At 62.1% G+C, this 13,634-nt stretch carries 12 protein-coding genes and 1 riboswitch; of the genes, 2 read left to right on the forward strand and 10 right to left on the reverse strand.

Annotation, left to right across the window (positions count from 1 at the left end; genetic code table 11):
* Positions 1-77: 77 nt before the first annotated feature.
* Positions 78-593 (reverse strand): DUF6446 family protein, encoded by a 516-nt coding sequence (locus K3762_RS12275; RefSeq protein WP_067627003.1) that lies wholly within the window; start codon positions 591-593, stop codon positions 78-80.
* On the reverse strand, positions 590-1,537 hold the full coding sequence (locus K3762_RS12280) for a glycine--tRNA ligase subunit alpha (protein ID WP_120351405.1): 948 nt from the start codon (positions 1,535-1,537) through the stop codon (positions 590-592). The genes K3762_RS12275 and K3762_RS12280 overlap by 4 nt, the downstream gene beginning before the upstream one ends.
* A gap of 155 nt (positions 1,538-1,692) precedes the next feature.
* On the opposite strand from K3762_RS12280, the gene K3762_RS12285 reads away from it, so the two are divergent.
* A complete protein-coding gene (locus K3762_RS12285; protein WP_132444454.1) occupies positions 1,693-3,573 on the forward strand; it encodes a serine protease in 1,881 nt (626 codons plus the stop codon).
* Between the two features lie 65 nt (positions 3,574-3,638).
* Here K3762_RS12285 and K3762_RS12290 read toward each other — a convergent pair whose 3' ends face one another.
* The 6 genes from K3762_RS12290 to K3762_RS12315 form a co-directional block, all read right to left on the reverse strand.
* The gene (locus K3762_RS12290; RefSeq protein WP_260009580.1) at positions 3,639-5,087 is read right to left on the reverse strand and encodes a TrkH family potassium uptake protein; all 1,449 of its coding nucleotides are present in this window, start codon (positions 5,085-5,087) and stop codon (positions 3,639-3,641) included.
* Between the two features lie 81 nt (positions 5,088-5,168).
* Positions 5,169-5,417 carry a hypothetical protein gene (locus K3762_RS12295; RefSeq protein ID WP_120351408.1) on the reverse strand — a complete coding sequence of 83 codons (249 nt, stop codon included), beginning with the start codon at positions 5,415-5,417 and terminating at the stop codon, positions 5,169-5,171.
* Positions 5,418-5,632: 215 nt separating this feature from the next.
* Positions 5,633-6,724, reverse strand: a complete 1,092-nt coding sequence (folE2, locus tag K3762_RS12300) for a GTP cyclohydrolase FolE2 (protein ID WP_260009592.1) — start codon at positions 6,722-6,724, stop codon at positions 5,633-5,635.
* A gap of 77 nt (positions 6,725-6,801) precedes the next feature.
* Positions 6,802-7,992, reverse strand: coding sequence for an O-succinylhomoserine sulfhydrylase (gene metZ / locus K3762_RS12305; RefSeq protein ID WP_132444450.1), 1,191 nt, complete (start codon positions 7,990-7,992; stop codon positions 6,802-6,804).
* Between the two features lie 66 nt (positions 7,993-8,058).
* Positions 8,059-8,135: riboswitch (SAM riboswitch) on the reverse strand.
* Positions 8,136-8,192: 57 nt separating this feature from the next.
* Positions 8,193-8,798 (reverse strand): inner membrane-spanning protein YciB, encoded by a 606-nt coding sequence (locus K3762_RS12310; protein WP_120351411.1) that lies wholly within the window; start codon positions 8,796-8,798, stop codon positions 8,193-8,195.
* Between the two features lie 10 nt (positions 8,799-8,808).
* On the reverse strand, positions 8,809-9,711 hold the full coding sequence (locus tag K3762_RS12315; protein ID WP_260009602.1) for a DMT family transporter: 903 nt from the start codon (positions 9,709-9,711) through the stop codon (positions 8,809-8,811).
* Positions 9,712-9,774: 63 nt separating this feature from the next.
* Between K3762_RS12315 and K3762_RS12320 the strand changes: the two genes are divergently transcribed.
* Positions 9,775-10,260, forward strand: a complete 486-nt coding sequence (locus tag K3762_RS12320) for an MgtC/SapB family protein (protein WP_067626987.1) — start codon at positions 9,775-9,777, stop codon at positions 10,258-10,260.
* A gap of 33 nt (positions 10,261-10,293) precedes the next feature.
* On the opposite strand, the gene ftsY is transcribed toward K3762_RS12320, so the two are convergent.
* A complete protein-coding gene (gene ftsY, locus K3762_RS12325) occupies positions 10,294-11,694 on the reverse strand; it encodes a signal recognition particle-docking protein FtsY (RefSeq protein WP_260009607.1) in 1,401 nt (466 codons plus the stop codon).
* A 96-nt stretch (positions 11,695-11,790) separates the two neighbouring features.
* The gene (locus K3762_RS12330; RefSeq protein WP_132444448.1) at positions 11,791-13,503 is read right to left on the reverse strand and encodes an NAD(P)H-dependent oxidoreductase subunit E; all 1,713 of its coding nucleotides are present in this window, start codon (positions 13,501-13,503) and stop codon (positions 11,791-11,793) included.
* Positions 13,504-13,634 lie beyond the last annotated feature (131 nt).

A 13,634-nucleotide genomic window follows, 5' to 3' on the forward strand; every position in this document is an offset into this window, starting at 1 on the left:
GCCCCCGTTCTATGTGGGGACAAGCGTTCGGCAGCGCCAAAAGGTTCCGCGCAAACAGGCCGCGCTTGCGTTTAAGATCAGTCGGCGGGACGCTCGGGGCAAGCCTCTCCTACCACGGTGCCGTCATAGGACTTCTCGCCGCAGTCGTTCAGCTCATGCCAGATGTAGCCACGCCCGTCATCGGTCAGCGCCACGATCCGGTCGACGCCGTAGTGCACGTTCTTGCCGCCAAGGAAGGTAAGCGCGGTGCCGGCCTCAATCTCGGCCCCGATGGCGGGGGCGTCGAAACAATCGAACCAGCCCGGCGCGTTGCGCGGATCGGTGGGGTCGGTCATCTCATAAGTCTCGGTCGCCATGGCGAGGCTGATGTCATGCTCAAAGCAGGCACGGAACCGGATCGGAGAGCTGTCGGCGTCGATGGCCTGAAGGTTCTCTGCCGCGATCTCTTCCGGCTCTTGCGAGGTAAGCGATACCAGTTCGACCTTGGCCTCAGGCACCTCGTGATAAAACCCATAGATCTGCAAATAATAGAGTGCAGCCCCGGCGATCAGTGCGGATACAAGGATCACGATACCGACAATCTTGCCGCTCATGCCGCGCTATCCGCCTCAGGCGTCCAGCCGCCCGCGCGGGTCTGCACGAAGGCATCGGCACATTGTTTCGCCAAGGCCCGCACCCGCCCGATATAGGCCTGCCGTTCGGTCACCGAGATCACGCCGCGCGCGTCGAGCAGGTTGAAGATGTGGCTCGCCTTGATGCATTGGTCATAGGCCGGATGCGCCATGACGATGCGTTTCCCGGTCTTGGGGTCCTCGGCGGGCTGGTCGAGGATGAACTGGCAATGCGCTTCGGCCTCGTTGAACTGGTCCAGCAGCACCTCTGTATTGGCGGTGTCAAAGTTCCAGCGCGCGAATTCTTCTTCGGTCTGCTTGAAAACATCGCCATAGGTCAGCGGAATTGGTGCCTCGGGGCTGTTAAACGGCATGTCCATTACGTGATCGACACCTAGCACATACATCGCCAAACGCTCCAACCCATAGGTCAGCTCACCCGAGACGGGGTGGCAGTCATGGCCGCCAACCTGTTGGAAGTAGGTGAACTGGCTGACTTCCATGCCGTCGCACCAGACTTCCCAGCCCAGACCCCACGCGCCCAGCGTCGGGCTTTCCCAGTCGTCTTCGACAAAGCGAATGTCATGCAGCGCCATGTCGATGCCAATGGCTTCGAGCGAACCGAGGTACAGATCTTGCAGATTGGGCGGGCTGGGTTTGATCAGCACTTGGTATTGGTAATAATGCTGCAAGCGGTTCGGGTTCTCACCATAGCGCCCATCGGTGGGGCGGCGCGAGGGCTGAACGTAAGCCGCGGCCCATGGCTGCGTGCCGAGGCTGCGCAGCGTGGTGGCCGGGTGAAAGGTGCCCGCGCCCACTTCCATGTCATAGGGTTGCAAGATCGCGCAGCCCTGCCGCGCCCAATAGCTCTGCAATGCAAGGATGATCTCTTGAAAAGAGCGTGGTTTCTGCGCCGCGTCAGACATGGTGATTGCCCCTTTATGATGCGCGCCTTTCCTACGTCTGCAATCCATGGGGGTCAATCGCAGCTTTGTGAGAAATTCGCCCCCTTTGCCATGGCATTTGCGCTGCTTTCCGGCGTAATCTGGCTCGGATTTGGTTTTGCGAGAGTTGAGTGACGATGAAGCGAATTCTACGTGCCCCGGTGGCGATCTTCTTGGCCCTGAGCCTGTCTTGGGCCAGCCTTGCGCGGGCGCAATCGGCGGAGGATATCGTTTGGGTCCAGATCGAGGCGCAGCCCTCATTGGCCGAAGCCACCGATCGCGCGCGCGCCTATGAGACCCTGTTGGATGACGTGAATGGCTTTTCCCTTGGCGGCGGTTGGTACGGCATCGCCGTGGGCCCCTACCGGCGCGAAGATGCGGAACTGGTGCTGCGCAGCTATGTGCGCGACGGTCTGGTGCCGCGTGACAGCTTCATCCAGCAGTCCAGCCGTTTCCAGCAGCAGTTCTGGCCCGTGGGCGACAATGTTCTGGAAACCGGCGTGATCGATGCCCCCGTGAGTGTGGATGGCGGTGAGCCAGAGGAAGCCGCAGCGGGCAGCACCACCCCCGATGTCACCACAACCCCGCTCGACGCGACAACGACCGAAGGCGAGATTGAAGGCGAGACTGAGGGCGAGATTGAAGTCGCTGAGGCAGAGGCCGAAACCGCTCCGGCCCCCACCCCGCCAGAGCCGGATGAAACCCCGGCAGAGGCGCGCCGTTCGGAACGCGCCCTCTCGGCGCAAGAGCGCAAAGACCTGCAAATCGCGCTGCAATGGGCCGGTTTTTACGACGCCGCGATTGATGGTGCCTTTGGCCGGGGCACCCGCGCCTCTATGGGGGCGTGGCAGGCGGCGAACGGATATGACCAGACTGGCGTGCTGACCACCCGACAGCGTGCCGCGCTGATCGCACAGTATAATGCCGTCCTTGATGGTTTGGGCCTGCAAATGGTGCGCGATGAGAAAGCCGGGATCGAGGTTATGATGCCCACGGCTGAGGTCGAATTTGCCCGCTACGAGCCGCCCTTCGCCCATTACGACACCAGCGGCAACATCGGCGCACGGGTGCTGTTGATCAGCCAGCCCGGCAACCAAGATACGCTCTACGGTCTCTATGACATCATGCAAACGCTTGAGATCGTCCCCTTGGATGGCCCCCGCGAACGCAAGCGCAACTCCTTTGAGTTGATCGGGGAGAACGGCAGCATCATCAGCCAGACGCAGGTCTCGCTGGAGAACGGTCAGATCAAAGGGTTCACCCTGATCTGGCCTGCCGGGGACGAAGACCGCCGCCGCCGCGTGGTGGCTGAGATGTCCAAAAGCCTGACCCGCCTGCCCGGCGTGTTGGACGCCGCCGCAGGCAACAGCGACGCGCAGGCGATTGATCTGGTCGCGGGTCTGCAAATCCGCCAGCCCAAGATCGCCCGCAGCGGCTTTTTCATCGACGGCAATGGTGCGGTTGTCACCACGAACGAGGTTGTCGCCTCCTGCTCCCGGGTCACGCTGGACGCGGATACCGATGCTACTGTTATCGCCACCGATGAGGCACGCGGGCTTGCCCTGCTCAAACCTGAAAGCCGCCTCGCCCCGCTGGCCGTGGCCGAATTCAGCAACGGTGCGCCACGTCTGCAATCGGAAATCTCTGTCGCAGGCTACTCCTACGAAGGGGTGCTGAGTGCTGCGACCCTGACCTTTGGCGCGCTGTCGGACCTTAAAGGGCTGAACGGGGATGAAAACCTCAAACGCCTGTCGGTCAACGCCCAGCCCGGTGATGCCGGGGGGCCGGTCTTTGACGAGAATGGCCATGTGGTGGGCATGTTGCTCCCCCAGACCGAGGCGGACCGCAAACTGCCCAAAGACGTGAGCTTTGCCCTTGATGGTAGTGTGATCCTCAAGGCGGCACAGGACGCAGGGCTGGACAGCAAGCAGGCGCAGGGGGCCACGGGCCCGATCGCGCCGCGCGATCTGACCCTGCGTGCGCAGGGCATGACGGTCTTGGTCAGCTGCTGGGAATAACGCGGGGGCTCAGCCCCAAGCGACAAAGACAAAGGGCGGTGCCATCGGCGCCGCCCTTTCGCGTTTCAGGCGCGCCAGAATTTCGCGGTGAACATGACGTAGACCGCCAGCAATTCCAGCCGCCCGATCCACATGGCGATGATCAGAATCCATTTCGCCGTGTCGTTGAGACTGCTGAAATTCCCCGCAGGGCCGATGATCTCTCCCAGTCCCGGCCCGATGTTTGCCAGCGCCGCCGCTGCGCCCGAGACGGAGGTGACGAAATCCAACCCCGTCAGGCTCAGCGCGACCGAGATCAGCCCCAGCGACACCACGAAGAACATGAAGAACGACATCACCGAGCTCAGCACGTCCGCGCCCACCGGGCGGCCATCATAACGCGGGGTAAAGACGCCATGGGGCGAGCGGATCCGCCGCAACTGCGCGCGGATCGAGGCAAAGAGCAATTGATAGCGGAAGATCTTGATCGAACAGGTGGTCGAGCCCGCGCAGCCGCCGATCAAGCCGATGAAAAAGAACAGCGCCACGGCGAAGCTGCCCCATTTCATATAATCCGCCGAAGCATAGCCGGTGCCCGAGATGATGGAGGTGATATTAAAGATCGCTTCCCGCAAGATCCGCTCGGACTCGTAGGTCGTGCCGCTGCGCAGGACGAAAAAGACAATCACCACCAGAAAGGTCAAGGTCATGAAAAAGCCGCGCACCTGCGGGTCGCGGTGCAGGGCCACGGGGTTGCCGTTGATAAGCTGCACATAGCGCACGAAAGGCAAGGCCGCGAGGATCATAAAGATCGCCGCTACATACTCGGCGGGGCCAGAGAAGGTGCTGAACGAGGCATCGTAGTTGGAAAATCCCCCAGTCGATACCGTGGTCAGTGCATGAACCGTCGCGTCAAATGTGCTCATCCCGAGGGCAAGATAGCTCAGCATACAAGCCAGCGTCAGCCAAAGGTAGATCACCGAAATCTGAGTCGCGATTTGCCCCGCGCGGGGCAGGATTTTTCCAAAGGTGTCAAAGGATTCAGATTTGAAAATCTGCATACCACCGACCCGCAACTCGGGCAGGAACACCATGGCGACCACGACGATACCGATGCCGCCCAGCCATTGCAGAATACCGCGCCAGATCAGCAACCCCTTGGGCAAGTCTTCTAACCCGGTCAGCACCGTGGCCCCGGTGGTCGTCAGCCCCGACATTGCCTCGAACATCGCGTCGGTGACGCTGGCATCGGTCGCGCCCAGCACGAAGGGCAAGGCCCCGAACAGCGGCAGCATCAGCCAGACGCCGGTGGTGAGCATAAATGTCTGTTGGATGGTAAGCCCTTCGCGGACCCCATTGGCGCTGGCAAGGGCGATCATACCGCCACCCAACGTCGTGATCAGTGCGCTTTCGACGAAGACCCACCATTGGCCCCGGCCCTCGGCCAGATCGACCAAGATCGGGATGATCATGGCAAGGCCAAGCACGGCCACCAAAAGGCCCACGACATATCCGACAGGTCGTATATCCAACATGGGCGCAGCGTTGGCTTGGCCGCTCGTCGCTGTCAAGCCGAGACGGGACCGGGGCGCGATTTGGCCCCGGTCCGTGTCGTCTTAGATGTAGTAGAGGTCTTTGAAAACGTGGTGAACGATGTCGTCACGCTTGATGCCCATGGCGGACAGTTCTTCGTCGCTTTTCGCTTGCAGGCCTTGGACCTGCTCAAAACGGCGGTGGGCGGTGGAGCCCACCATGATGCCATGGCCGATCCCCGCAAAAAAGCGACGCAGACCGGCGCCGGCGCGCCGCAGCCCTTCAAAGGGAGAGACGGAGTGGGCGGGATGAGCAGTGCTCTGGTAGGTCATCTGATTGCCTTTGCAATTTCCAGTATTTCGATGACCGCTAGATAGGCAATGCTGCGCCGCAGCAGAACCGACGTTTTCGCATAGCCGCTGGTCGGGACTTGCAGGGCTGACGGGGCGACATTCGCTATTTCTGCGCTAAGACACCCGGAATGCCCCGCAAAGGGGCGCGGCGCGGGACGCGGACAACCATCGCGCGATTGCCGCGCAGCGCCGGGTCAGCCCACGTGAAAGAGCGTGTTGAAAAGCTTGGGGTCGATGCTCTGCGCCGCGAAGGTCTCGCCTTGGGTCAGCACGCTGATCGCATCATGGCTGTGCAAGCTTTCTTGATGGCTGGCGACGATGCGGAAATCCCCCACCCGTCCATCGGCCAAAAGCTGTTCACAAAACAGCCGCGCGGCATCCTCAACAAAGATCGGATTCGCGGCGTTGAGTTCGGCGAACGCCTGTTCGTCCTCGCGCTTGACCATGACCTGCGTCTCGGTCGGCACGGCGCGGCGGCAAATCTCGATCAGGTCTTCGAACCACAGGCAATCGCCCTCGTCCCGCGTCTCGACCGATATCCGCGCCACGGAGCGCTGCGAATGCGGCGTCGCCAATTGCCCGCGCGTTTCCCGTGCGTGTTCGCTGAGTTCCAGCGAACAGGGGCAGGTGCTGGAATAGACGTAATCGAGATGCACGATCTTTTTGCGCTCTCCGTCCTGCTCAACCAACTCCAGCGCGATGTCGTAATACTGATAGCCCGTCAGCCCCGAGCGCAGGCTGGCGATCTTCATCGGAAAAGAGAATCGCATCTGAATCCGTGCGTCCAAGCTTTCGAGATCGGTCTTATAATCATCCAGCGCCGCTTCGATCACCTCAAAGCTAAAGGTCGCCTCTGCGTGGCGGTAAAAGCTGCGCATAATGCGGGACATGTTGATGCCCTTCTTTTCCGCATCAAGCGACACCGAACCGGTCACAGAGGTTTCCAGCCGCATATCCCCGCCCTCACGGCTGCGATAGCGGATCGGCAGGCGAAAGTTCGAGATGCCGACATGCTGGATCAACTGCTGCGCGCCCCGGATCAGGCTGGAGGGGCCGTTTTGCAAATCAGGCAGGCTCGCGCGGTAGTTGTCACCCGCGGTGAAGTCTTCGGGGTAGGCACGGCTCAGCGCCGGGTAGTCGGCGGGCGCGAGCATCCGCGCCATCGCCGGGTCAAGGGCTGCAATCTCTGCCGGGGTGGCCGTTTCGGCCCAAGCGCGCAGGGTGGCGAGCGCAGCCTCCGCAGCGCTTCGATCCGGTGTTTCGGACATCTCAGTCACGATGTTCATTGCGCGGCCCTCCGGTCTGTCATCCTCAATGTATGATGCGCGGGGCCAAAATGCCACCGCGCCTGCGACACATCAGGTCAGGCTTGCGCCGCCGCGTCCAAGGCTTGCAACAGATCGGCCTTGAGATCGCCGGTATATTCTAGCCCCACGCTGACCCGCACGAGGCCCGGCGTAATGCCCAAAAGGTCTTTGGTTTCCTGCGGCAAACGCTGGTGCGTCGTGGTGGCCGGATGGGTCACGATGGTCTTTGCATCGCCGAGGTTGTTAGAGATCACCCCAACCTGCAACGCATTCAGGAATGCGAAAGCCGCCGCCTTGCCGCCCTTGAGGTCAATGGACAGCACCGTGCCCCCTGCCCCCATCTGCTGCATCGCCAGCGCGTTTTGCGGATGGGCGGAGAGGCCGGGGTAAAGCACCCGCGCCAATGCCGCGTGACCTTCGAGCGCCTCTGCCAACTCCTGTGCGCTGGCCGCTTGCGCCCGCACCCGCAGGTCAATGGTCTCGAGCCCCTTGAGCATAATCCACGCGGTAAAGGGGCTCATCGAGCCGCCGGTGTGCTTCATATAGGGCTCAAGCGTGCCGCGGATGAAATCGCGGCTGCCCAGCACCACACCGCCAAGCGCGCGGCCCTGCCCGTCGATATGTTTGGTCGCCGAATAGATTACCACATCCGCCCCCTGCGAGATCGCGCGGGAAAAGACCGGCGTGGCAAAAACGTTGTCGACCACCACCAGCGCGCCTTTGGCATGAGCGAGTTTGGCGACAGCTTCGATGTCGATCACTTCAAGCGTGGGGTTGGCGACGGATTCAAAGAACACAGCGCGGGTGTCCTCGCGGATCGCCGCCTCCCATGCGCCCAGATCACTGCCGTCAACAAAGGTCACCTCAACGCCATAGCGGCCAAGGATTTCTTCGAGCACATAGATACAGGAGCCGAAAAGCGCCCGGGCCGACACCACATGATCGCCCGCCTTCAGCATTGAGATCAGCGCACCCGACACTGCCGCCATGCCGCTGGCCGTGGCGAATGCGTCTTCGGCCCCTTCCAGCGTGGCGATACGGTCTTCGAACATCGCGACCGTCGGGTTGCCGTAGCGGGCATAGATGAACTCATCCGGGCCAGTTTCCTCGAACCGGGCCTCGGCCTGTTCGGCACTGTCATAGACGAACCCTTGGGTGAGGTAGATCGCCTCGCTCACCTCGCCATATTGGCTGCGGCGGGTGCCTGCGTGGATCGCTTGGGTGCGCGCGTGACGGTCGTTGCTCATGTATCTCATCCTTCCGGCCCGACCTTGCGGGCATAAAAAAAACCCCAGACGCGGCCAAGCGAAAGGGGGTCTTTCATCCTGACCTTTTAGCGGCATGTTTAACGTGGCCCACAATCCGGTAACAAATCGCCACGCGGGGTGGATTACGCCGCGCGACGCTGCAGGTCAACAGTTTCGCGCGGGCATGGTTTAAATTCGGGTCAGCTTTGATCTTTCTTCTCGCCGTAGGCTTCGAACAGCTTGCCCTGCGCCATGAAGAAAACGAAAATCGCCGCCGTCAGGCCGAAGGTTTTGAAATAGACCCATGTGTCGGTCGAAAAGAACCGCCAGATCAGCTCATTCGCCAACGCGAGGCCAAAGAAGAAAAACATCAGCCGCTTGGTCAGCAGCATCCAGCCCTCATCGCGCAGGGGCATCATCTCTTCCATGACGTATTTCAGATAGGACTGCCCGCGCAGCAGGCCAACCGCCAAAAGGCCGCCAAAGAGCACATAGATCAACGTCGGTTTCATCTTGAAAAAGCGGTCGTCGTTCAGCCAGACCGACAGCCCGCCAAAGATCACCACCAGCACCACGGTGGCGACCTGCATCCGGCTCAGCTTGCCCGTCAGCGCCCAGAGCGCGCCGGTCGACAGCACCAGCAAAGGCACGAACATCGCGGTGACGACGATGAAGCCATCGTACTCCGTGCCGCCGAAGGTATAGGTATTATCCTTCAGCCACAGATAGGCGACGAGGAAGGCCAACACCGGCCCATATTCCAAGCCTGCACGCAGCATTGGGTTGATCTCTCTTGGTTCTGACATGCCTGTTCCTTCAGCCGCCCATTTCAACAATCACCGCCCCGGCCGCGATCAACGCCATCAGCGCAATGCGGCGCGGGCCGACGGTTTCTTTCAGCACCAGCACGCCGATCAGCGCGGCAAAGACGGTCGATGTCTCGCGCAGCACTGCCGCCTCGCCCACCTTATCAAGCCGCGTGGCCAGCATGACCGACCCAAAGCTCGCAAAAGCGATAAACCCGCCGATCACGCCGCGCAGCATCAGCGGCGCGACCTCGGGTGGGTTCTCCATCCGGTGCCAGCGCCGCCATGCAATCACCGGCATCAACAACCCGTCGATCATGAAAAACCACGCGAGAAAGGTGAACGGGTCCGCCGTGGCGCGAATGCCATAGGCGTCATATGTGGTGTAAAGCGCCACGAACAAGCCCGTCAGCACCGCAAGCCCCAAGGCCGCGTGCAACGTATCGCGCGCCGCGACCAGATTGCGCAGGTTGTAAACCGCCAGCCCGAAGATACCGCTCAGCAGCACGGCCACGCCGAGCCACTGCACCGCGTTGAAGCGCTCGCCAAAGATCAGATAGGCGCCGACCACGGCAAACAGCGGCCCCGTGCCGCGCACCACCGGGTAGACCACCGTATAAGCACCCTTGGTATAGGCCCAAGCCTGTAACAGTTTATAGATCACATGGATCACGAAGGCGCCGAGGAAGATCAGCCACATATGCGGCTCGGGCCATGGCACGACGAACAGCGCAAAGGGCGCGGCCATCACACCATAGGAGACATCAATCGCCCCGCGCGTGAGCCACGGATCATGCCGCCCCTTTTGCAGCGCGCCAAAGACCGCATGCAAAAAGGCCGCCGAAAGCGCCAACCAAAGCGCCGCGGTATGGCCCGCGGGCGTGCCTTCGATCGACAGGATCCATTCGGTCATCGCGGAACCACCACAGCGGCGAGAGGTTTATTCCTCAAAACCTTTATCACCAACGGAAATTCCATGTTTGAAAGCCTGCTCGCCGACCTGACCAACAGTTTTTCCAAAGTGCCCGTCACTGTCGCTGCCGCGCGGCTGCTAATGGCAGCGTTTCTGGCGGGTGTTGTGGGGTTTGAGCGCGAGCGCCGAGACAAGCCCGCGGGGCTGCGCACCCATATCATGGTGGCCATCGCGGCCTGCCTGTTCATCATCATCGGGCAAGAGCTGGGCAGTCTGGAGTTCGGAGAGGGCGACCAGATGCGCTTTGATCCGCTGCGTTTGATCGAAGCGGTCACGGCGGGCGTCGCCTTCCTTGCCGCGGGGATCATTTTCACCTCCAACGGCGAAGTGCGCAACATCACCACCGGCGCGTCGATGTGGTTGGCCGGTGCCATTGGTCTTGCTTGCGGCGCGGGGCAGATTTTGCTCGCCTGTCTTACGGCAGGGATTGTGGTCAGCGTTCTGACGGTATTGCGCTGGATCGAGCGAAAGCTCGGCACCCACGAGTAATCAGAGCCGCCGCGCAGGGCGACCAAGGCGTCGCTAGGCATCCGTACCAACCAATGCGGCGGCAAATTCATCGGGATCAAACGGGGACAGATCGTCAATCTGCTCGCCCACACCCACCGCATGGATCGGCAGACCGAAACGATCCGCCAGCGCCACCAGAACGCCCCCCTTTGCGGTGCCGTCGAGTTTGGTCATAACCAGACCGCTGACGTCGGAAATCTCTTGAAAAACCTTCACTTGGTTCAGTGCGTTCTGCCCGGTCGTCGCGTCCAGCACCAATAGGGTGTTATGCGGCGCGGTCTCATCCTTCTTGCGGATGACGCGGACGATCTTGGCCAATTCCTCCATCAGGTCGCCCCGGTTTTGCAAACGGCCTGCGGTGTCGATCAGCAGCAAATCGGCGCCTTCCTCCTGCGCGCGGCCCATGGCGTCGAAGGCAAGGCTGGCGGGGTCGCTGCCCTGCGCTGCGGTCAGCACAGGCACCCCTGCGCGTTCACCCCAGACCTGCAATTGCTCCACCGCGGCGGCGCGGAAAGTGTCACCGGCGGCGATCACGACCTTCTTGCCCGCCGCACGAAATTGCGAGGCCAACTTGCCGATGGTCGTCGTTTTGCCCGAGCCGTTCACGCCGACCACCAGCACCACCTGCGGGGTCTTGGAGTAGATCGGCAGGGGCCGCGCCACAGGCTCCATGATGCGGCTGACTTCGCTGGCGAGCAGTTGTTTGATCTCTGCCACTGACAGTTTCTTGCCAAAGCGCCCTTCGGCCATGTTGGCGGTGACCCGCAAGGCCGTATCGACGCCCATATCGGCGCTGATCAACAACTCTTCGAGCTGTTCGAGCATCTCGTCATCCAGCGCGCGGCGCACAACTGGCTGCGCTGCGCTGCGGCCCATCAGACGTCCCAACAGGCCCGGCTTGGCCGGGGCGGCCTCGGTTTCGTCCAACGCAGGCGCGACCGGGGTCATCGCTTGGCGCAGATCCACGGCGGGCGGCACTTCGTCGGGGGCCGGAGCGGGGTCGGGGGCCGGAGCGGGGTCGGGGGCCGGAGCGGGGACTGGATCGACCGCTGGCGGCACCTGCTCGGGTTCGGGCGTGGGCTCCGGGTCTGCGGGCTCAGATGGCACCGCTGGCGCGGGCTGAGGGGTGGACTCGGGAATGGTGACGGGCTCGGGCGTCGGCTCGGGCGTTGGTTCTGGCATTGGAGCGGGTTCGGGGGTTTCCTCCTCCTGCTCAGCTGCCAACATCGGGCCGCTGTCGTCCTGCCCATCGGGCATCACATCCGACGCCGCGCCGGGCTGGTCCATCACCGCATCCACGGGGGCCGCTTCGGCCTCCGTTTCGCCGCCATCGCTGACTATCGCCTCTAGCCCCTCGTCGATCTTGGACGAGGATTTGAACAAGCGGTCCTTGAGCTTCGTGAAGAAGGCCATCGGCGTCTCCCATGCAGTTTCGTCTTGATCTATAGGCTTGCCCGCGCAGATGGAAGGGCGCCTAGGGCAGATCAAGGCAACCGAGAGGGGCCGCGGTTAGATTTCGTCAGAAAAATGCTTCATCACCAGCCGGATCGGGTTCGGCGCCGCCTGCCCCAACCCGCAGATTGAGGCATCAACCATCGCGGTCGACAACTCCTCCAGCAGCCCTTGATCCCAGCGGTCTTCTTGCATCAGCTTGACCGCCTTTTCGCAGCCCACCCGGCAGGGCGTGCATTGGCCACAGCTTTCATCCTCGAAAAACCGCAGCATGTTGAGCGCGGCCGCGCGGGCGCTGTCATGTTCCGAGAGGACAACCACCGCCGCCGAGCCAATAAACGACCCATGCGGTTGCAGCGTGTCGAAATCGAGCGGCACGTCATCCATCGAAGCAGGCAACAGGCCAGAGGACGGCCCGCCCGGCTGGTACGCCTTCAGCACATGCCCCTCGGCCATGCCCCCCGCCGCCGCGATGATATCGGTGATGGTCGACCCCGCAGGCAGCACATACATCCCCGGCTCCGCCACCCGCCCCGAGACCGAGTAGCTGCGCAGCCCCTTTCGACCATTCTTTTCGGTCGCGTTCAGCAACTGCGGCCCTTCGCGGCAGATGCGGGCGATCCAATGCAGTGTTTCCACGTTATGCACCAATGTCGGACGGCCAAAGACCCCCACCTGCGCCACGTAAGGCGGGCGGTGGCGCGGCAGGCCGCGCTTGCCTTCGATGCTTTCGATCATCGCGCTTTCTTCGCCACAGATATAGGCGCCCGCGCCACGACGCACATCCACAAAACCGGGGGCGATTACGCCTGCATTCTCCAGCGCCGCAATCTCGCGCCGCAGAATTTCCAGCACCGCCGGGTATTCGTCACGCATGTAGAGAAAGACTTTTTCAGCCTCGACCGCCCATGCGGCGATCAACATACCTTCGAGGAAAAGATGTGGTGTACGCTCAAGATACCAGCGGTCCTTAAAGGTGCCCGGCTCGCCCTCGTCACCATTCACCGCCAGATATCGCGGACCCGGATTGGCCCGCACGAATCCCCATTTCTTGCCCGAAGGGAAACCAGCCCCGCCAAGCCCGCGCAGTCCGGCTTCTAGCAGTTGTTCTTGAACCGCTTCCCAATCACCGCCCGCGCGCAGGTTCAACAGCGCCTCGTAACCACCTGTATTCTGGTAGCTTTGATAAGGCTCATAGTCCGGCAATTGGGCATGCGTGTCTTGTGTTGCAATCGCCGCCTGAACCTTTTCGGGCGTCGCGTGGTCAATATGATTGTGCCCCAGCTCCAGCACCGGCGCGGTGTCGCAGCGCCCCATGCAAGGCGCGCGCAGCACGCGGACCTCGGCAGGGTCCAGCCCCACTTCCAGCGCCGATTTCAACGCCTGCGCCCCGGCAAGTTCACAAGACAGCGAATCGCAGACACGGATGGTCAGCGCGGGCGGTGGTGTCTCGCCCTCTTTTACCACGTCGAAATGCGCGTAGAAACTGGCGACCTCATAGACTTCGGCCATCGACAGGCGCATCTCTTCGGCCAAGGCGCGCAGATGCGCGGCAGAGAGATGTTCATAGCGGTCTTGGATCAGATGCAGGTACTCGATCAGCAGATCGCGGCGGCGCGGGCGGTCGCCCAACAGCACGCGAACGTCCTCCCAAGCCGCGTCCTGCACCTGCCGACCCTTGGGGTGATGCCGCCCCTTGCCCTTGCCGGATTTCCAGACGCCCTTTTGCGGTTCCTGCCCCGCCGCTTTACCGTGATCATCCAGCGCCATGTCGCTTCCCCCCGCCTTGCTTTCAGCAGTCGTAGCAAATCAAGGCGCAGCCCGGCGATCAAAAAGCGACAATCGCGCGGGTGTTTGCGTTGTGCGCGGGCCGTGCGGCAGGCAGAATGGGCGGATGCGCC

The sequence above is a fragment of the Sulfitobacter sp. W074 genome (genome assembly GCF_025142275.1).
Classification (GTDB): Bacteria; Pseudomonadota; Alphaproteobacteria; order Rhodobacterales; family Rhodobacteraceae; genus Sulfitobacter; species Sulfitobacter profundi.